Origin of the sequence: Planosporangium thailandense, assembly GCF_011947195.1 — a bacterium.
GTDB lineage: Bacteria > Actinomycetota > Actinomycetes > Mycobacteriales > Micromonosporaceae > Planosporangium > Planosporangium thailandense.
Map to the genome: position 1 here is coordinate 1 of NZ_JAATVY010000024.1, position 19,764 is coordinate 19,764.

Below are 19,764 nucleotides of genomic sequence, written 5' to 3' on the forward strand. Positions count from 1 at the left end.
CGGCTCCCGGAGTTCATCCCACCCACATACATCGACCCGACCCAACGCCCCCGACGCAACCGCTACCACCGACGGCAGTGACAGCAGCGAGCGTCGATGATGACCGGAGCGGCGAACGTCTGCGCCCGCCCGCCAACCCCGACGGACCCTGGCCACTCGTACCGGCTAGCCAACCTTCGCCCCGGCGTGGATCGCCACCGCATCGTGAGCGGGAACGTCGGCGCCGAACCAGCCGCCGGTGTCGACGGTGATCACGGGACCGGTGCACGACCCGCCCGTGAAGTCGCCGTGGATGACATCGCAGTACCGGCCCGCTGGCAGGTTGGAGTGGTACCGCCGGCCGGTCACGGCGTACCCCTCGTTGTTGATGGTGAGGTACCCGGCACTGCCCCGGCCGAAAGCGATCTGGTTGTTGCCGTTGTCGTACCAGTTGACGACCGGGGTGCCGTCGACCGCGTTGTGGAACCCGACCATATTCGCGATCACCTGCCACCGATGCTCACAGCGCCAACCGGAGAAGCACGTCGTGTCGAGGGTCCGGCCAATATTGTCCGAGGGCGGCCCCTGGTCATTGTTGCTGAAGTCGTAGCTGGACATGACCGTCGGCGAGCCGTACGGCCAGGCCAGCATGAACGCGTTCGCGAGCGCGTACAGGCCGTTGTCCTTGTACGTCAGGATGTCGCCGCCCTGCCGTTGGGTGTCGTGGTTGTCAATGAAGACGTTGGCCTTGTCGCTGGGCAGGTAGCCCCAGGCCTCACCGAAGCTCGACAGGTAGGAGAGCTTGCCGGTGCGGAAGATCCGGCCGAGGTCCCGGCCGTAGCGGAACTCGTGGACGTCACCGTTGCCGACGTACTCGCCCGGCTGCACCGGCTCGCCCGCACCGTAGATGACCTCCTGGACAATGTAGACGGAGCGGGTCAGCTTCGCCTCGATCGCGGCGATGTCCGTGGACGGGATGTGCTTGGCCGCGTCGATGCGGAACCCGTCGACTCCGAGCGACAGTAGGTCGTTGAGGTAGCCGGCGATCCGGCCGCGCACGTACTCGGATTCGGTGGCGAGATCGGCCAGGTTGACCAGTTCGCAGTTCTGGATCTCGTACCGGTCCTGGTAGTTGACGATGTCGTCGTTGCCGTTGCGGCCGCAGTGGTGGAAGTCCTGGTACTGGTAGATGTTGGTGTAGCTGTAGTGGCTGTAGGAGCCGCCGGCCCAGCCGAAACCAGCGGTTTCCTGGCCGGACATGTGGTTGATGACCGCGTCGATGATGATCTTGACGCCGGCGCCATGGCAGGCGTTGACCATCGACTGGAACTCCGCCCGGTTACCCTTGCGGGACTCGATCCGGTAGCTCACCGGTTGGTACGCCACCCACCACTGCTGCCCCCGCACGTGCTCCTGCGGCGGCGATACCTGCACGTATCCGTAGCCACGGGGGCCGAGGAAGCTCTGACACTCGTTCGCCACCGAGTTCCAGTTCCACTCGAACAGATCCGCGATGACCTTCTTGCTGCCTGTCAGCGAGGCAGCTGCGGGCGGGGCGGTCGGACCGACCGCCGTGAACACGGTGACCGCGGCGAACGCGGCCAGGACGAGGACGGTGAGGAGCCCTGAGGGCGACCGGCGGCGATGCATCGGACCTCCCGAGAGGCGACACGAATGAGGAGAAACGCCGGGCGCGGCCGGAAACATGACCGCAACGTTGACGCAAAGTTAGAAAGAACTTTCAAGGGTGTCAATAGATTGATGGGAATCTACATTGCAGCGAGGGTGCGGGGAGGTGACCGGCGAGGGTAAGCCGAGGTCAGCGCCGGTCCGACAGGCACCCGTCACCGACAGCAGACATGGTCACGACCGCCCGGCTCTGACGTACGGCGGGACTACTGAACGCACCCGAGGTAATCGATCACGCTGGAGCGACGGCACACGGAGGCACGGCACACGGAGCGACGGCACACGGAGCGACGGCACAGCCGACCACGACCGACCAGGGGCCGTCGATCCGGCGCCGCCGGATCGTGGAGCCCGCGGCTGACGCTGCCCCTACCGCTCGCCGTGCCGCAACTGCTGGCCGGCGTACCCGGCAGCAGAAGCCGGTATGTCCGGGAACCCCACGCTCCCGACCCGCTGGTCGACGAGCGCCCGGCCGCGAGCGACCGGCCACCGGTACGCCCACTGGTATCGGGTGTGACGTACCGCGCCTGCCGTAGCCGCCAGGAGCCGTAGCCCTCACGGGTGGGCGACGTTAGATATTGACGTATGGCAGATATTCGGCGCGCGAGAGGTGTCGACACACGGCGACGACACCTGTCCGGACGCGATCGCAGCCAGGAGGTCGCCCGATCCCTCCCGACCGCTCCCAAGATGTCGGTTCTCGAGCGCTGTGTCGTAGTCTTAACGGCGTGTCGCGGCCAATCCCCCAACGCCAGCCGCGCAATGCTGGATACTCCCCCTCTCGAAGGAGATCGACAATGATCAAGCGCTCCCGTCTGTTCGGCGGGAAGACCCGCGTCACCTTCACCCTGCCGGCGGACGAGCCGGCCGGCGACGTGAGCGTGGTCGGCACCTTCAACGACTGGACGCCCGGCCGGCACCAGCTCGTCGCCCGGCGCAACGGCACGCGTAGCGTGTCGGTGACGCTCGGGCCCGGCGAGTACCGGTTTCGCTACCTCGCAACCGGCGACGTCTGGCTCGATGACCAGAGCGCCGACCGGGTCGAGGACAGCGCGTCCGTCATCGAACTCTAGGGTCACCGAACTCCAGGATCGGGGGCCTGGCTCCGCCCGGATCGAATCACCTCAGCGTGCCCGTACGGTCGGCCAGCTTGCGGGCGGCATCGCGCCGGCTGAACCTGCGCCGAGGGAGCAACCACCGGCGGAGTCGGGAAAGAAGCCGGTTGACGGTCGAGACTGGAACCGGTGCATGGTTCCCGACGGGCGCCGCCCGACAGGCGCCGGTCACTCGATGAGCGCCGAGTAGACCAGTTGTCGAAGCTGCGAGCGCAGCGGGTACGTGCTCGACGGGATCAACTGGGTGAACAGCAGCGCGGTCAGCTCCTCGACCGGGTCGACCCAGAACGCGGTGCTCGCCATGCCGCCCCAGTAGTACTCCCCCACGCTACTGGGTACCCGGCTCGGGATCGGGTCCTCGACGACCGCGAAGCCGAGCCCGAAGCCCATGCCGTCGAGCGTGGTCTCGGCGAAGCCGCCGGTCGACAGTTCCCCGAGATCGTGCCCGTGCGGAAGGTGGTTGCGGGTCATGAAGCGGACGGTACGGGGGCTGAGCAGCCGTACGCCGGCCAGCTCTCCGCCGCGCAGCAGCATCTGGCTGAACCGGTGGTAGTCGGCTGCCGTCGAGATCAGCCCGGAACCGCCGGACAGCAGCGCCGGCTTCCGCAGCGCCAGCCGACCGAGATCGTCAGCGTGCGTCGCATGGCCGTCGATCGGGTGCGGTGAGTACAGCCCGGCCAGCCGCTCCACGTCGTCGCCCGCCACCCACCAGCGGGTATCGGTCATGCCCAGCGGCTCGAGGATGCGCTCATCGAAGAAGGTGTCCAGGCTGAACCCGCTGACCACCTCGATGAGCCGGCCGAGGACGTCGGTGGCGACCGAGTAACCCCAGGCGGTGCCGGGATCGAACAGCAGCGGTAGCCGGGCCCAGACCTCACACGCGTCGGGCAGGTTGACGTTCTCCGGCGGGTACAGGTCGTAGCCCTCATCGCGGTAGAGCCGGTCCACCACCGAGTTGTTCATGAAGCCGTACGTCAGCCCCGAGGTGTGGGTGAGCAGGTGCCACACCCGGATCGGTTCCGTCGCCGGCACCGTGTACGGGCGCAGCGCCGAACCCTTGTCGTAGACCCGCACATCGGCGAACTCCGGCAGCCACCGGCTGATCTCGTCGGTGAGCTCGAACAGCCCGGTCTCCCACAGCATCATCGCCGCGACCGAGGTGATCGGTTTGGTCATCGAATAGATACGCCACAGCGTGTCGGGCTCGACCGGGATCTGCTCCTCCCGCTTGCGGTACCCGCAGGTCGACGCGTGCACGACCGCGCCGCGCCGGGTCACCACGATCTGCCAGCCGGCCAGCTTGCCGGAATCGACGTACCGGGCGAAATGGCGGTCGATGCGCTCCAGCCGATTCGAATCGAAGCCGAGCCGGTCGGGGTCAGCGGTGCGCTCGATCGCGGTAGCGGGCAGGGGCGCGACGCTGCGTTCCATCCCGAAAGCCTATTGCGGCGCGAAACCGGTGCCAGGCGTGCTCCACCGAGCGGGTCGGGCGCACCGCGTGTCGCCAGCTCGAGGCGTACTGTCGCCAGCTCGAAGCGTGCTGTCGCTAGCTGGAGGCGGCCACGGCCGCGACGGCTTCGATCTCGATGAGCATGTCGGGCCGGAAAAGGCCTGCCACCTGCACGAGCGAACTCGTCGGCGGCCGCGTGGTGTTGACGAACTGGTCGCGTACGGCACGGACGGTGCCCAGCGCCGAGGTGTCGACGACGAAGATCGTCAACTTGAACACGTCGTCCCAGGTGGCACCGGCCGCCTCGAGCGCACGCCCGACGTTCTGCATCGCCAGGCGCGTCTGGGCCTCCCAATCGGCTGCGGCCGGCGCGCCGTCGGCGTCGATCGGCACCTGACCCGAGGTCCACACCAGCCGGCAGCCCGGCGGAATGCTCGCCACGTGGCTGTACCCGTTCGTCGCGGGCAGCGTCGCGGGGCTGCTCAATTCGATGTGCGCCATGGGTGCGATCTTGCCGTGCCCGGCATCGCGCACGCGCACGGGGTCCCGCTCGGCCCCGATCACGTGAGCCACCGGTCATGAGACTGCATGACGGGGAGACCGCGTGACAGGGAGTCCGCGTGACAGGCATGAAATTGCGAGGATCCTCGAACGCGCAACTGTGGTGATGGGCGCAGTGGTGATCGCACGGGTACACCGCCCGATATGGTCGAGTTGTGAATAGGAGCGTCTCCGGGCGTGACACCGTCGACGAACTGGTCGACGCGTGGCGTGCCGAACTTCCGGCGGCGGCCGGCCTGGAACTGGAGCTGGGTAAGCGGGCCGCCCGCCTCACCGCGCTGCTCGACGAGGCCACCAACGCGCAGTTGAGCCGCTTCGGTCTGACCCGGGCCGAGTACGAGGTGCTGGCCATTCTGCGCGCGGAAGGCCCGCCGTACCAGCTGCGGCCGACCGACCTCACCAGCCGCCTGCTGCTGTCCTCGGGCGGCACCAGCAACCTGCTGCGTCGCCTGACGGATATCGGCCTGGTCGAGCGGGAGGCCGACGCCCGCGACGCCCGGAGCTCGTGGGTACGGCTCACGTCCGGCGGACGAGAGATCGCCGAGATGGCGGTACGCGCGGCGAGCGGCGCCCAGGCGGCGCTCCTGCGCTCGGTGCCGGAAGACACGGCCAGGGCGGCGATCGACGCCCTGCGGGAGGTGCTGCTCGCGCTCGGCGACGAGCCGCGCGCGCGGATCAGATGAGGCCCGAGTCAGGTGAGGCCCGAGTCAGGTGAGGCCCGAGTCGGCCAAGGCCCGGATCAGGCGAGGCCCGGATCAGGCGAGGCCCGGATCAGAAGCGGAGCTCCAGGGCGGTCTCGCGCTACTCCGCCGCGCCGACGGCGACAGGGACGGGCGGCGCCGGCCGTACCAAGTGTGCGGACAAGACCGAAACCGTACCTCGTGGCCGGAATCAGCAACCCGCACGCTCCCGCCGGCCGGCAGCGGCGCGGTGACCGCTGACCGCGCGCCGGGAGATGGAGTATCCGGCACCGCTCCGGTGCCCGCCTTCACCGTACCGGCGCTCCCGGATCACCACGGTGGTGGAGAGTCGGGTCGGCGAATGACGCACCCGCGCCGGGTCACGTCGCGTCAGCCTGCTCACCGCGCGCCGCTTGACCTCAATCCCGCTTGATATTGCACTCTCGACATAGATCCGACGTCGAGAGAGGCGACATGTGAAAAGCAGCCCACTCGCGGCACCGTACCGCGCGCTCACCATCGGGATCGTCACGCTGGTGTCGCTGGTCGCCTTCGAGGCCGTCGCCGTGACCACCGCCATGCCGACCGTCGCGCGGGCGCTGCACGGACTCCCGCTGTACGCCCTCGCGTTCGGTGGCGCACTCGCGGCCGGGGTGGTCGCGATGGTCGTCTCCGGTGGCTGGAGCGACGCGAAGGGCCCGGCCGCCCCGACCTGGACCGGCGTCGCGGCGTTCTGCGCCGGCCTGGTGATCGCCGGGTCGGCGCCGACCATGTGGCTGCTCGTCGTCGGCCGGGTCACCCAGGGCTTCGGCGGCGGCCTGATCACGGTTGCGCTGTACGTGGTCGTCGGCCGCGCGTACCCTTCGCACCTGCACGCCCGCGTGTTCTCCGCGTTCGCGGCGGCGTGGGTGGTGCCGTCGGTTGCCGGGCCGACGCTCGCCGGCCTCATCGTCGAGCGTGCGGGTTGGCGGTGGGTCTTCCTCGGCATCGTCCTCCTGACCGCGCCGGCTGTCCTGCTGGTACGGCGCGGACTGCGCGCGCCGGCCGAACCCGACGGCGACCGCCACGCCGAGGGTGGGCGCGCCGGAGGCGACGAACCACGCGGACGGACGGCACGCATGGTGTGGGCGGTCGGCGCCGCGGTGAGCCTGGGGCTGTTGTACGTGGGCGGCCAGCAGCGCGGTCCGGGTGCGCTCGTACTGATCGCCGTGGCACTGGCCGGACTGGTCGGGTTCGCGCCCCGGCTGCTCCCACGTGGCACGTTCGCCGCGCGACCCGGCCTACCCAGCATCGTGCTGCTGCGCGGTCTCGCCGGGGCGGCCTTCATCCAGGCGGACGTCTTCCTGCCGCTGCTGCTGTCCCGGGAGCGCGGCTTCTCGCCAGCCTCGGCCGGGCTGACGCTGACAATCGGTGGCGTGTCCTGGTTTCTCGGCTCCTGGTACCACGGCTCCCGGTACCACGGCTCCCGGTACAACCGGTCCCGGTACCGCGATCGCCGGGGTGAGCCGCTCGCACCCACCCGCCACCTCCGTACCGGCCTGGTGCTCATCGCCGCCGGCATCGTCACCGCCGCCGCGTGCGTCGCCCCGGCCGTGCCGGTCGTCGTGTGCGTCGTCGGCTGGACGTTCGCCGGCTTCGGCATGGGGCTGTCGTACCCGGCGATGGCCGGGCTGACGCTGCGGCTGTCCCCGCCCGCGGAGCAGGGTGCCAACAGCTCGGCCCTACAGCTGTCGGACTCGCTGTTCTCCACGACGGTGCTCGCGGTCGGCGGCACGCTGTTCGCCGCCTGGGTCTCGTCGTCGCCCCGGACGGCGTACCTGTCCGGCTTCGCGATCGCCGAGGCGCTGGCCCTGCTGGGCGTCCTCGTAGCCGGCCGGGCCGGTGTGCCGACGCCGGCCGCCGAGGCTGCCCCGCCGGTGCTGGCCGGGCAGCGCACGGAAGGCTGACCGGCCGGCAAGCTGACCGGCCGGCAGGCTGACCGGTCGGCAGGCTGACCGGTCCACCAGCCCCGCGGCACCCGACGGTGAGCGCCACCCGACCGGCGTCACCCGAAGGTACGGCCGTGGCGATCGCGCGGTTTCAACCTCGTCGTCGGCATGGCCGGCGCCGGCAGCGGACCACCGTCGTAGCCGGTGACAGTGCCGAACCGGCGGCCGGAACGCCAGTCCTCACGCGCTTCGACGATCTCGTCGTGGCTGCGGGCGACGAAGTTCCACCACATCACGAGGGGCTCGTCGAACGGTTCGCCGCCGAGCAGGAACAGCCGTGCGCCACCGCCGCGGATCGCCAGCTCCGACCGGCCGTCGCCGAGGTACAGCACCGACCCCGGCGTGAGCGTCGCGCCGTCGACCTCGGCGATGCCGGTCAGCACGAGCACCGCGTATTCGAAGGCGGGCTGGAGCGGCAGCCGGGTGGCGGCACCGGCCGGCAGGGCGATCTCGGCACCCAGCAGCGGCGTGTGCACCAGTGCCGGCGAGCGCGCGCCCGCGAGGTCGCCGACCACGACGGTGATCTCGGCGGCACCGTCCCGCAGTACAGGCACGCTCGGGTGATGCTCGAAGCGCGCCGGCCCGTGGCGCGCCGCGTCGGGCATCGCGATCCACAGCTGCAGTCCATGCATCGCCGGCGGATGCGCGGAGGGCGACTCTTCGGAGTGCGCGATGCCGTGGCCGGCCGTCATCAGGTTCACCTGGCCGGGGACGATCGACTGCCGGTTACCGAGGCTGTCGCGGTGCAGGATCTCCCCCTCGACCAGCCAGCTGACCGTCTGCAGGCCGGTGTGCGGGTGCGGCGGGACCCGCATCCCCGGCCGGCCCGCGACGTCGTCGGGACCGAAGTGGTCGACGAAGCACCACGCGCCGACCATGCGACGCGTTCGCTGCGGTAGCAGCCGGCGGACCGTCGTGTAGCGGCCGAGCGGCACGTCGTGCCCGGGCAGCAGCAGGCTCGTCGGCTCACCGGTGACCGCGGGGGGCGGCGGGTTGGTCATGCGCTCGACTGTACGGCCGGGCGGCGCACATCGGCGCGGCCGGCCCGGCCCGGTGGGAGCCGCGACGCCACGGCTCCCACCGGGCCGCGCCTCACCCCGCGATTTCGGCCGAGGGCGTCCGGGCGGTGCCGGACCGGCGACCCGGACGCCGCTCCGCGGAGTTGGCGTCCATCCACGCCTGGAGCGCGGGGCCCGACTCGAAGCTGGCGATCATCGCGTACCGGGGAGCCGACCCCGTGTGGTAGACCGCGTGCCAGAGCCGCTCGGTGTCGACGACGAACTGGGCGCCCAGGGGCAGCGGAATGCGATGCTCGGTGGTGGGGTCGTCGCGGTCTTCGCGCAGGATCATGTAGCTGTCCGGGTCGTCGGTCAGGTTCACCCAAGCGCGTACCACCCAGCCCTCGCCCTCGGGGTTGAGCCGGTTGTTGTCGTCGAGGTGCATGTGCTGACCCGTTACCTCGTCCTCGCTTGTGGACGGTTGCAGCTTGATGATGCGGACCCGGCCGAAACGGGCGCCCACCGACGTCACCCACTTGCGCAGGGTCGGTGCGCGCAGGGCGTTCGCGGTCCAGATGCCGTCCTTGTCGGGCTTGCCGTGCTCCCAGAAACCGCGCGGGTCGTCCTCGCCGTTGGCGGAGGCGAGCACCGCGAAGTTGGTGTCCCCACCGGACTTCCAGTCCAGGTAGGCGAGGCTTTCCCACTCGGCCGGATCGATCTGCTGCGCGAAGGGGCGAAGCACGACGAACCCGGTCTTCGACAGTGCCGGCAGCTTCTCGTGGCGCGCCTGTATTTCGGTCATTCCTTCTCCCTGTCTGTACCCGTTGAAGACGTGGTGGTGCGCGTGCGTCGCGTGACGAGAGGATCCGGAGCGCTGCGCGGTCGGCATTCAGGGGCAGCCTCGCCCGGCAGCCCTCCCCGATCCCGACGCCGGAAAACGCCGCATCGGTTGTGAAACAAGAGATCCCGGGCACGCCACGCGTGCGAGGCCGGCTGCCATCACACGGGAACGGGTGAGCCGGCGGGGACGCCCGGGTGGCCGCGGCCGGGTGAGCCGGCTGCGGCCCGGGCGATCGGCGGGCCCCTCCGGGTGGCGGGCCTCTCCGGGTGGCAGGGCCCTCCGGGTGGCAGGGCACTCCGGGTGGCAGGGCCCTCCGGGTGGCACGGCCCTCCGGGTGGCAGGGCACTCCGGGTGGCACGGCCCTCCGGGTGGCGGAGTCGCCGACGCCACGCGGGACGATAGTTCGTGGCCGGGTCGGTTCGGCGGCGGCTATCGTGCGGCGGGTGATCTCAGTACGCCAGGCGACGCCCCCCGACGCTCCCGAACTGGTCCGGCTGCGAGCCGTCATGCTCAGCTCCCTGGGCGGCACGGAGCCGGCGCCCGGGCCCTGGCGAGACACTGCCGTCCAGATCCTGCGCACACGGCTGGTCGACCCGGACGGGGCGCTGGCCGCCTTCGTCGTGGACGCCCCGGACCGCGACGCCCCGGACCGCGACGCCCCGGACCGCGACGCACCGGACGGCGACGGCCAGGGCCGGCCGGCGTCCCTGGCCGCCTGCGTCGTCGGCCTCGTCGAACAGCGTCTGCCCTCGCCGGCCAACCCCACCGGTGAGGTGGGCTACGTGTTCAGCGTCGCTACCGACCCCGACCACCGCCGCCGCGGGTACGCCCGGGCGTGCATGCAGCGGCTGCTCGCCTGGTTCTCCCACCGCGGCGTCACCCAGATCGACCTGCGGGCCTCGACGGACGGTGAGCCGATGTACCGCTCCCTCGGTTTCGAACGCACCCGCGACCCCGCGATGCGGCTGGTGCTTCCCCCGAGCGGCGGATGAGCCGGCACCGCAACGGCGTACCGCTGCGGTACTAGCTCCAACGTCGCACCGGAACGAGCCCCTCGGTCTAGTCGCCACTCCCCTCCTTCGGGGCATGGCGGTGGCGTGACGACAGGTGCTACGGCTCCCGCACCCGGCGCGCCGGCCCGGACGGGCCGGCAGCGCGGCACCTGACGGCCGCGGGCTCACCGCCCGGCACGCTCCACCGCCACACCACCACACCGCTCCACCGCTCCACCGCGACACCGCCGGCAGGCGCCGGCCCGGCCGAAATGTCGCCGATCTTCACTGTCTGATGTGGACACGAGGCTCTGGGGGCGAACATGCGCGGTTTCCCGGCGATAGTGGACGACATCCGGTCGGCGGCGCCACCGCACCAGGACTCGGTCGACGAGCCGACCCGGCAGCGGCTGGCCGGACTGACCACCGAACTGCTCGCGGCCCGGCCCGACGGCGCCGCCGAGCTCCAGCGGTACCGCTCGATCACCACGCGCACGGCCGCGCTCCCCGAACAGCGGGTCGCCGCCGCGCTGCGCGGCCGCACCGTGCTCGTCACCGGTGGCTGCGGCTGCATCGGCACCGCGCTGCTCAGGCAGGTTCGGCGGCTGTGCCCGGCCCGCTTCGTCAGCGCCGACATCGCGCAGCCCCGGCGGCCGGTGCCGGGCGTCGAGTACGCCACCGTGGACGTCCGATCGCCGGGCGTGTTGGACCGGCTCTTCGCCCGCTACCGGCCCGACATCGTGTTCCACCTGGCCGCCCAGCGCGATCCCGGCCTGGCCGAGCGGCACCTCGGGTACACCGTCGAGACGAACGTCCTCGGCACCGTCCAGGTCGTCCGGGCAGCCGAACGGCACGGCGCCCGCCGGTTCGTGTACGCCTCCACCGGCAAGGCGCTACGACCGTACTCGCGGTGCGTGTACACCGCCTCGAAGCGGGTCGGGGAGTGGCTGGTGGCCGATGCCGCCCGGCGTGGCCGCATGACGTGCACCGGCGTGCGATTCACCCACGTGGTCGACAACTCCATCCTCCACGACCGCCTGCGCCGCTGGTGCGACACCGGCGAGGTGGTGCGCCTGCACGCGCCCGACACCGTCTTCTACGCGCAGTCGGCGATCGAGTCGGCCCAGCTTCTGCTGACCGCCGCGCTCTCGCCCGCCGACGACGTCTTCCGGCTGTACGCGATCCGCGACCTGGGCTGGCCGGTGAGCCTGCTCGACGTGGCGCTCGGCGTCATCGCCGACGGTCCTCGCATCGCGCCCATCTACCTCGCCGGCCACGAACCGGGGTACGAGGAGGCGCCGTACCCGGGCCTCTACGACCCGGCCCTCTCCGGTGACGTGAGCCCGCTGCTGAACGCCATGGAGGCGCATCAGGTGGAGGCGAGCGCCTGCGCCGGCATCGACGGCGCGGCGGTCGCCGCGTACGACGCGCCCGAGGTCGTGGGCCGGCTTCCCGAGCTGCAACGGTGGTGCCGGGTCACCGCGGACCGGCAGGCCAGGCGGGTACTCGGCGAGCTGGGCTGGGACCTCCTGGTGGCGGGCGTACGGGCCACCCCGCCCGCCGTGCTCGACCGGATGGCGCGGCTGACCGAGGAGTACCGACCCACGATGAGCGACGAGCATCGGCGCATCGACGACCTGATTCGCCGGCACGCCGACAGGGCCACCGACCACAGTGCCACCGACCACAGGGCCGCCGACCGCCGGTCGGACCTTGTCCCCGTGGTCCGTCCCCTGCGTACCCCGACCGTCGCGGAGGTCTGACGGACCGCCCCGGCACGCCCCGTGCGGGGCGGTCAGCCGGCCAGACCGAGCTCCCAGCGTTCGTCGGTCAGGCGGGTGACGACATCCGGCAGGTCGGCCACCGCGACCGCCGGGCTGAACAGGAAGCCCTGCGCCGCGGTGCAGCCGAGGCGGCGCAGGATGGCCAGCTGCTCCGGCGTCTCCACGCCTTCGGCGACCGTGGTCAGCCGCAATCTGCCGGCCAGCCGGATCACCGACGACACGATCGCCCGTGCGTCGGCGTCCTCGGTGATGTGCTCGACGAAGCTACGGTCGATCTTGACGGTGGAGGCAGGCAGCCGGCTGAGGTAGCTCAGCGAGCTGTAGCCGGTGCCGAAGTCGTCGATGGCCACCTCGATGCCGTGCGCCTTCAGTCGCTCGAGCGCGGCCCGCGCCTGGTCGAGGTTGTCCATCATGGCGCTCTCGGTGACCTCCAGCCGCAGTTCCCGGGCCGAAAGCTCCCCGGTGCCCAGCGCGGAGAACACCGCCTCCTCCAGGTCGGTATCGCCGAGATGGGTCGCGGACACGTTCACCGCGACGTGCAGGGTGGGCATCGCCGCCCGCAGCGCGGCGGCGTCGCGGCGGACCCGGTCGAGCGCCCACCGGTCGAGCGCCGGCGCGAGGCCGGTCGCCTCCGCCACGGCGACGAACCTGGCCGGGGACACCGAACCGCGGCCCGGATGGTGCCAGCGGGCGAGCGCCTCCACGCCGCGTACCCGGCCCGTGGCCAGGTCGATCACGGGCTGGTAGTGCAGGACCAGCTCGTCACCGACGAGGGCGTCACGCAGGTCGTTGCTCAGCGCCAGCCGGTCGGCGGACTCCATGGCGAGCGCGCCGTCGAAGAGCTGGACCCGGTTGCGGCCGCGCGCCTTGGCGTCGTACATGGCGGCCTCGGCGAACCGGACCAGGTCCGGCGCCGAGTGCGGCGGGCACACCGCGATGCCGACGGACGCGCGTACGTGCAGCCGCTGCCCGTCCAGCGCGAACGGCTCCGAAAACGCCGCCACGAGCCGATCGGCGACCTCGCGCGCGCGGTGCTGGTCGGTGTCCTCGCAGACCACCACGAACCCGTCGCCGCTGAACCGGGCGACGCTGTCCTCGGCCCCCAGGACCGCCAGCAGCCGCTCCGCGACCCGCTTGAGCAGCTGGTCGCCGGCCTCGTGGCCCCAGGTGTCGTTGATGAGCTTGAACTGGTCGAGGTCGATCATCATGACGGCGAGCGGCGAGCCGGTCCGCGCGCTGCGCGACACGGCCCGGTCCAGCCGGTCGGTCAGCAGCGCGCGGTTGGCCAGGCCGGTCAGCTCGTCGCGCAGCGCCCGGCGCTGCAGCTCGCGCTCGGCCCGGCGGGCGCCGGTCACATCGGCGATCATCGCCAGCGACCCGGCGTGGCCGGTGTCGTCACGCAGCGGACTGGCGCTCACCCGCAGCATCCGCGCCCCGCCGTCGGGGTGCGGGTAGGACAACTCGTACTCCTCGGCGCCCCGCGCGGCGCGGGTGCGTATCCGGTCGGCGATCATGCGGGCGTTCGCCGCGCCGACCAGCTCCGGCACCGGCCGCCGGTAGATCTCCTCACGGGGCACACCGAGAATCGCCGCCAGCTTGTCGTTGGCGTACAGGGTGCGCCCGGTCGTGTCCATGGTCCAGATGCCCTCCTGCGCCGTCTCGGCGATGGCCCGGTACCGGGCTTCCGACTCCCGCAGCGACCGTTCGGCCTCCAGCCGGGCGGTGACGTCGCGCAGGTTGGAGACCAGCCCGGCGATGTTCGGGTCGTGCAGGCAGTTGGTGATGACATCCTCGATCCACCGCCAGGTGCCGTCGGCGTGACGTACCCGGAACACGAGCACCTCGGACCGGCCGCCCGCGCCGGCGACATCGTGAAGCACCCGTTTGACCTCGGCGACGTCGTCGGCATGGACGAAGTCCCAGGCCAGGCGGCCGGTCATCGCGTGCGGGTCGTAGCCGAGCAGGGCGGTCGCGGCCGGGGAGACGTACGTCAGCCGCGCGTCGGGAGACACCACCAATGCGACGTCGCTGGCGCGCCTGACCAGCGCCTCGAACAGCGCCTCCCGATGGGTGAGCGCCCGCTCGGCGGCGCGCAGCTCGCGCAGGTCGTGCAGGAACGTGGCGAGGCCGTACGGCGTGCCGTGGCCGTCCCTGAGCACCGCGGCATCGGCCAGGATCGGGATGGCCGAGCCGTCGCTGGCCATGAAGACCCGCTCCCAGCTCGCGGCTTCGACCTCGCCGCGCTGTAGCTCCGCGATGCGCTCGTCGCCCACGCCCGTGTCGCTGGGGTGGTGGAACGCGTGCAGCGGCGCGCCCTCGATCTCGTCGCGCCGCCGGCCGAGCAGCCGACACAGTGCGTCGTTGGCGCGGAGGTAGTGCCCGGACAGGGAGAGCTCCGCCTGGGGGACGAGCGCCTGCTCGAAGCGGGACCGGTACGCGCGTTCGCTGGCCGCGAGCTCCTCGCGGGTACGCGTCTCGGCCGTGACGTCCCGCGCGACGCTGCTGATCCCCACGATCTCCCCGGTCTCGTCGCGCACCGGTGACAGGCGCAGCGAGATGTCGATGAGGGAGCCGTCCTTGCACACGTTCGGGATCGCGAGGGCAACCGGCGACCGGCTCTCGCGCACGGCGGTCAGGGCCGCGTGGAACCGGGGGCGGACCTCCGGGGGGAGCAGCAGGTCCGGGCTCCGGCCGATCAGCTCTTCGCACTCGTACCCGGTGATGGCGGTGACCGTCCGGTTGGCGGTGCGGACGCGGCCATCCAGGTCGACCTCCATGATGGCGTCGGCGGAGTTCTCGACGATGGCCGCGAGGTGACGGGCGTGCGCCTCGGCCTGCCGGCGGGCGGTGACGTCGGAGGAGACGCCCAGCACGGCGACGATCTCGCCGTTCTCGTCGACGATCGGGGTGGACGTCGCGTACACGGTGAACAGCCGACCGGACTTGTCGCGCACCTCCCGGTCGGCGGCGAAGGGCACGCCGGCCGACAACAGCGCCCAGCGGTCCGCGGCGTCGAAACGGTCGTGCGCGGGAACGATGAGGTCGGCCACCGTCCGGCCGACCGCCTCGGCCGACCGGTATCCGTACAGTTGCTCGGCGAACGCGTTCCAGTACAGCACGCGCCCGTCCAGGTCGGCGGCGATCACCGCCTGGCCGACCGCGGCCAACGCCCGGTCGTAGAAGCTAGCCGGCAGGGGAGAAGAGATGGGCATCAACCAATCCGATCCGGCTCTGTACGTGGACGTCGGACTGCCACATCGGTTGACCGGCCGACACCCTGAGGGTTTTCATCAAGCGCCACGAACCTCCCGGCAACGGACCTGCAACTCCCCACCTCCGGTGATCCAGGCTGCGATGGCACGTCCGGAAAGGAACTAATGTGCACATTCTGGTCACCGGAGGACTCGGATTCCTGGGACACGCCGTGACCGCCGACCTTCTCGCCACGGGCCACCAGGTCACCGTCCTGTCCCGGGGCCGGCCGGGCGCCCGGCCGCCCGAGGGCGCGGGCCTCGTCGAGGGCGACATCCGGGACCGGGCCCGGATCGGCGAGATCATCAGCGCCGGCGGCTACGACGCGGTCTGCCATCTCGCCGCCCTCATCAGGGTCCGGGACTCGTTCGCCGACCCGCTGAGCTACTACGACGTGAACGTCGGGGGCACGCTCAACGTCCTGATGGCGCTGGACGCCGTCCGGGACCGGGTGCCGGCGCCGGGGCCGCGGCTCGTGTTCGCCTCGACCAACGCCGTGTGCGGCTCGCAGCACGCCGGCGCCCTGCACGAGGAGGTGCCGGCGCGTCCGGAGAGCCCGTACGCGGCATCGAAGCTCAGCGCGGAACAGCTCGTCGCCGCGCACACCGCGACCGGGTCGATCGGAGCGGTGACGCTGCGGTGCTTCAACCTCGCCGGGGCGACCGACGGCTACGTCGACGCCGACACCTCCCGCATCATCCCCAACGTCTTCCGCGCGCTGACCGGAGAGCTGCCCCACGTCACACTGAACGGCGACGGCTCGGCCGTACGCGATTTCGTCCACGTCCGCGACGTCGCGGTGGCCGTACGCCTGGCGCTGGCCGCCGCCCGCCCCGGCCGGCACCGGCTGTACCACGTGGGCAGTGGCATCGGCAGCAGCATGGCGGAGGTCGTACGGGTGGCCGGGGAGGTGGCGGGCCGTCCGGTCGCCGTGGAGCACCTGCCGCCCAGCCCCGAGCCGCAGCGGCTGGTCGCCGACAACAGCCGGATCACCCACGAGCTCGGCTGGCGTCCGGAGCGCTCCGGGCTGCGCCGCATCCTGTCGGACGCCTGGACCGCCTGGCTGTCACGGTCGCCGGCTGCCTAACCGGGTGGGGAAGCCGAAGCGCCGGTCGCCGAGCCGGTGCCCGTCGCCGGGGACGCCGGATTCGACGGCGCATCGGTGCTGGACGGCCCATCGGTATTGGACGGCCTGGAGGTGTTCGACGACCCGGAGGGCGCCTGGCCCGGTTGAGTGTTCGGCGCGGGGGCAGGAATCGGTGTCGCCGTCGCGTCCGGTGGTGCCGGCGAGGCCCCGTTCCGGCCACCGGTGTCGCCGGGCGAACCCTCCGACGGGCTCGCCGACGCACCGGGGCCGCTCTGCGGGTTCGCGCCGAGGTCGGCCCGGACGACGGCGAGGATGGCCTGCTCGTACTTCTGCAGTTCGGTCCGGAGCTGTGCGACCGGGACCGTCTCGATGTTCGCCGCGAACGCCTCGATCTGCTGCCACAGCGCCGTCAGCTTCGCCATCGCATCGGCGCTGAGCGCGTGCGGGATCGTCAGCACCAGCTGCTGGGCGAGCGCGTCGGTGACGCACTCGACGCAGGAGTAGTTGACGGCCGCCGAGATGTTCTGCGGAACCACGATGTTCGCCTGGCCGACGACGAGAACCACCTGGAACGCCACCGCCACCGTGCGGCACCCGCGGCAGCTCGCCAGCGCGTACGCCTCGTTGCGGTTCAGCGCGGTCCCATCGGTGACCCACACCAGCGCGAACGCCACGTCGTAACGGGTCGTGCCGTCCTCGGTGTTGACGGCGAGCGCCTGGTTGTCGCCGGCGCCCGGCGGAGCGGGCGGGTTGAAGGGGAACACCCAGGCCGGAGTGGTCGCCCGAGTCGACCCGGACGCGTCCCCGTTCGCCGCTCGCGGTGCCAGCACCAGCGCCAGGCGCGGGTGCTCCCGGGTGGGTGGCGCGGACGTGGCGGCCCAGACGCTGGTCCGGTTGCTGACCACCTCACCGTCGCGCAGCCCGACCGTGTGGTGCGCGGCCGGTAGCGCGTCGAACACCGTCCCCCGCTCGTGCGGCTGGATGGGCGCGTACCTGTCCCCGTTCGGCCACCACACCCACGCCAGCGCCGCCGCCACGGCCGCCGCGAGCACAACGGCGAGGGCGCGTCGCACCGGGCGCCCCTCGGTGGCCCGCCACACCCGCAGCGACCCGCGCCGTACCATCCGCACCACCATCAGCGACATGCCGAGCAGCGGAAGCACGATCGCGACGATCGACACCAGCCGCAGCCCCACCGCGGCGACGTCACCGTGATCGAGGTTGACGCCCAGTGTGCGCCACTGTCGTACGAGGTTCGCCCAGGCGGTCGCGGCGACCCGCGGCAGGGACAGCACCATGAGCGCGCTGGTCGTCAGCAGCAGCGGTACGACGGTCAGCACCCACAGGGTCACGAGCAGCCGCGCCCACGGCTTGAGCGTCCTCGACTCCGGGCTGCCCCAGCGGTTCGGCAGCAGGCCGAGCAGCGTGGGCTTGATCCGCGAGTACAGGTCCGGTACTCCGGTGAGATCGGCGAGGATGTGGTACCCGTCCGCGCGCACGTAGGGCGCCAACTGGCGCACCATCTGCAGCAACTGCGCCGCGATGACCAGGAGGACAGCGTCCCAGCCGGTCACCGCCCAGACCGCGAACGCAGCGACCGCGACGATCGCGTTGAAGTAGAGCCCACCCAGGTCAACCCGGACCCGGCCGGCGCGCCCGAGCGAGTAGCTGTCGCTGACGTCGGTGTAGAACGCGGGCCAGGCGACGTAGATGCCGGCGCCCATCGCCCCCGGGGTGGCACCGCCGTACCGACAGGCGGCGGCGTGGCCGAACTCGTGGAACCCGGCGGACAGGATGCTGACCGCGACCACGAGCAGCAACAGGCCCGGCTTGTCGAACGCCTGCCAGGTCGCCGAGGCCAGCCCCTTGGTGGACAGCAGCCAGCCGGCGACGGCCGCGAACGCGGCGACGACGGGTACGAGGAGCAGCGGGCGGAACAGCGCGGCGAACGGCGCGGTGATCCGGCGCGTCACCGCCGGATCGCTCACCACGTACCGCAGTCGCAGCGCCAACAGCGGATTCACCGGCCGCACCCGGGGCTCGGCCCCGTCCGCCGAGCGCAGCAGCCCCAAGGGGCGCAGCTTGGACTCGATGAGCAGGCGGACGTCGTCCGGGCTCACCAGTCGCCCGATCTCGCCCCCCACCATCTCCGCGATCCCGGCCAGGTCCCGCCGCCCGTCGACGGCCGCCAGCACCAGGTACAGCAGCGGGGTCAGCTGGATCGTCTGCCCGTCGGCGCGCCGCACCAGTGCCGGGGCCTGCCGGTACCCCGAGCCGCGCTGCTCGCCGAGCAGTTCGACCCCGCGGGCCCGGACGGGCACGGCGTCCGGCCGCCCGTCCGGGCTCGCGCCGCGCCCGCGTGACCCGGTCGGCTCGACCCCGGTCGGCTCGGACCCGGTCGGCTCGGGCCCGGTGGGCTCGACCCCGGTCGGCTCAGCCGGTTCCGGCGCGGCGGGTGATGCGGAAGTGGTGAACGTACTCATCGGGGCCGTGACGTCACTGCTGAATGCTGGACGTCTGGTCCGCTGTGGCCTGCGCGGTGCCGTCGAGGTGCTGATCGATGATGGCCTGCTGGCTCGCCACCGAGGTCGCTTCGGAGCCGACCGACGCGATGTTCGCGCCGACGGACGCGTCGATCGGCGCCGCGGCGTTGGCGTTGGCGGCCACCGCACCGTCGACCGGCGCGGCGAGCTTGGCGTCGATCGCCGCGTTCACGTTGACGTTGAGCAGGTTGCCGTTGAGCATCTGCGCGGGATCGGTCGAGCCCACGGTCGAGCCCACGGTCGAGCCCACGGTCGAGCCGACGCCAGTGCCGGCGTGGGTACCCGTGGTCGGGGTGGCGTCCGTGCTGGTGCCGGCGGTCGTCCCATCGCCGGCGGCACTGCCCGCCTGGTCGATGGTGCTGTGCTGCGGCGAGTGCGCGACCGAGGTACCGGACAGGTCCTGGTGGATTGCCACGGCCTGGTCGGCCAGCGAGCCGACCTTGGAGTCGATGGACAGCACGTTGGCGCCCACCGCCGCCTCGATCGGTGCCGCCACGTTGGCGTTCGCGGCCACCGCGAGATCGATCGGCGCGGCCAGATCGAGCGCCGCGTTGATGTCGGCGTTGAGATCGAGCAGTGACATGACCTCCTTGCGCGGCAGCGGCGTGGCCGCCTCCGCGGCGAGTTCCTCCGGCGACAGCGGGGTCGGCTCGGCTTCGTTCATCTCTCGCTCCAATCCGGCCCGGACGGCCCGTACGAAGTGATCCATCGGCATTGATTCCCGCGCCGCGCCCCGGGAAACGTCGTCACCCGCGAGAACCCAGATCTTGGACACGTGGCGGGCCTATGGCACCGCCACGTGTCC

Annotated in this window: 14 protein-coding genes; 6 read left to right on the forward strand and 8 right to left on the reverse strand. The window is 71.7% G+C overall.

All coding sequences use genetic code 11. From position 1 onward, the window contains the following. Positions 1-165 precede the first annotated feature (165 nt). Complete coding sequence (locus HC031_RS25095; RefSeq protein ID WP_167927881.1) at positions 166-1,629, reverse strand: alpha-amylase; 1,464 nt, start codon at positions 1,627-1,629, stop codon at positions 166-168. Positions 1,630-2,465: 836 nt separating this feature from the next. On the opposite strand from HC031_RS25095, the gene HC031_RS25100 reads away from it, so the two are divergent. Then, positions 2,466-2,741 carry an isoamylase early set domain-containing protein gene (locus tag HC031_RS25100; RefSeq protein WP_167927882.1) on the forward strand — a complete coding sequence of 92 codons (276 nt, stop codon included), beginning with the start codon at positions 2,466-2,468 and terminating at the stop codon, positions 2,739-2,741. A 210-nt stretch (positions 2,742-2,951) separates the two neighbouring features. On the opposite strand, the gene HC031_RS25105 is transcribed toward HC031_RS25100, so the two are convergent. Both HC031_RS25105 and HC031_RS25110 read right to left on the reverse strand, forming a co-directional pair. Next, on the reverse strand, positions 2,952-4,214 hold the full coding sequence (locus HC031_RS25105) for a serine hydrolase domain-containing protein (RefSeq protein WP_167927883.1): 1,263 nt from the start codon (positions 4,212-4,214) through the stop codon (positions 2,952-2,954). A gap of 115 nt (positions 4,215-4,329) precedes the next feature. Further along, complete coding sequence (locus tag HC031_RS25110; RefSeq protein ID WP_338090826.1) at positions 4,330-4,806, reverse strand: RidA family protein; 477 nt, start codon at positions 4,804-4,806, stop codon at positions 4,330-4,332. Positions 4,807-4,949: 143 nt separating this feature from the next. Between HC031_RS25110 and HC031_RS25115 the strand changes: the two genes are divergently transcribed. Continuing rightward, positions 4,950-5,477, forward strand: coding sequence for a MarR family transcriptional regulator (locus HC031_RS25115; RefSeq protein ID WP_167927884.1), 528 nt, complete (start codon positions 4,950-4,952; stop codon positions 5,475-5,477). A 473-nt stretch (positions 5,478-5,950) separates the two neighbouring features. Beyond that, the gene (locus HC031_RS25120; protein WP_338090827.1) at positions 5,951-7,420 is read left to right on the forward strand and encodes an MFS transporter; all 1,470 of its coding nucleotides are present in this window, start codon (positions 5,951-5,953) and stop codon (positions 7,418-7,420) included. A 98-nt stretch (positions 7,421-7,518) separates the two neighbouring features. On the opposite strand, the gene HC031_RS25125 is transcribed toward HC031_RS25120, so the two are convergent. Both HC031_RS25125 and HC031_RS25130 read right to left on the reverse strand, forming a co-directional pair. Continuing rightward, positions 7,519-8,463 carry a pirin family protein gene (locus tag HC031_RS25125; protein ID WP_167927885.1) on the reverse strand — a complete coding sequence of 315 codons (945 nt, stop codon included), beginning with the start codon at positions 8,461-8,463 and terminating at the stop codon, positions 7,519-7,521. Between the two features lie 91 nt (positions 8,464-8,554). Further along, on the reverse strand, positions 8,555-9,262 hold the full coding sequence (locus HC031_RS25130; RefSeq protein ID WP_205863223.1) for a hypothetical protein: 708 nt from the start codon (positions 9,260-9,262) through the stop codon (positions 8,555-8,557). Between the two features lie 482 nt (positions 9,263-9,744). On the opposite strand from HC031_RS25130, the gene HC031_RS25135 reads away from it, so the two are divergent. Further along, a complete protein-coding gene (locus HC031_RS25135) occupies positions 9,745-10,293 on the forward strand; it encodes a GNAT family N-acetyltransferase (protein ID WP_167927886.1) in 549 nt (182 codons plus the stop codon). 323 nt (positions 10,294-10,616) lie between these two features. Next, entirely contained in the window at positions 10,617-12,056 is a 1,440-nt protein-coding gene (locus tag HC031_RS25140; protein ID WP_167927887.1) for an NAD-dependent epimerase/dehydratase family protein, read from the forward strand. A gap of 32 nt (positions 12,057-12,088) precedes the next feature. Here HC031_RS25140 and HC031_RS25145 read toward each other — a convergent pair whose 3' ends face one another. Beyond that, positions 12,089-15,289 carry a bifunctional diguanylate cyclase/phosphodiesterase gene (locus HC031_RS25145; RefSeq protein WP_167927888.1) on the reverse strand — a complete coding sequence of 1,067 codons (3,201 nt, stop codon included), beginning with the start codon at positions 15,287-15,289 and terminating at the stop codon, positions 12,089-12,091. A 167-nt stretch (positions 15,290-15,456) separates the two neighbouring features. Between HC031_RS25145 and HC031_RS25150 the strand changes: the two genes are divergently transcribed. Continuing rightward, a complete protein-coding gene (locus HC031_RS25150) occupies positions 15,457-16,416 on the forward strand; it encodes an NAD-dependent epimerase/dehydratase family protein (RefSeq protein ID WP_167927889.1) in 960 nt (319 codons plus the stop codon). On the opposite strand, the gene HC031_RS25155 is transcribed toward HC031_RS25150, so the two are convergent. Beyond that, on the reverse strand, positions 16,413-18,899 hold the full coding sequence (locus tag HC031_RS25155) for a RodZ family helix-turn-helix domain-containing protein (protein WP_205863224.1): 2,487 nt from the start codon (positions 18,897-18,899) through the stop codon (positions 16,413-16,415). The genes HC031_RS25150 and HC031_RS25155 overlap by 4 nt on opposite strands. A gap of 13 nt (positions 18,900-18,912) precedes the next feature. Beyond that, on the reverse strand, positions 18,913-19,734 hold the full coding sequence (locus HC031_RS25160) for a hypothetical protein (protein WP_205863225.1): 822 nt from the start codon (positions 19,732-19,734) through the stop codon (positions 18,913-18,915). Between the last annotated feature and the right edge of the window lie 30 nt (positions 19,735-19,764).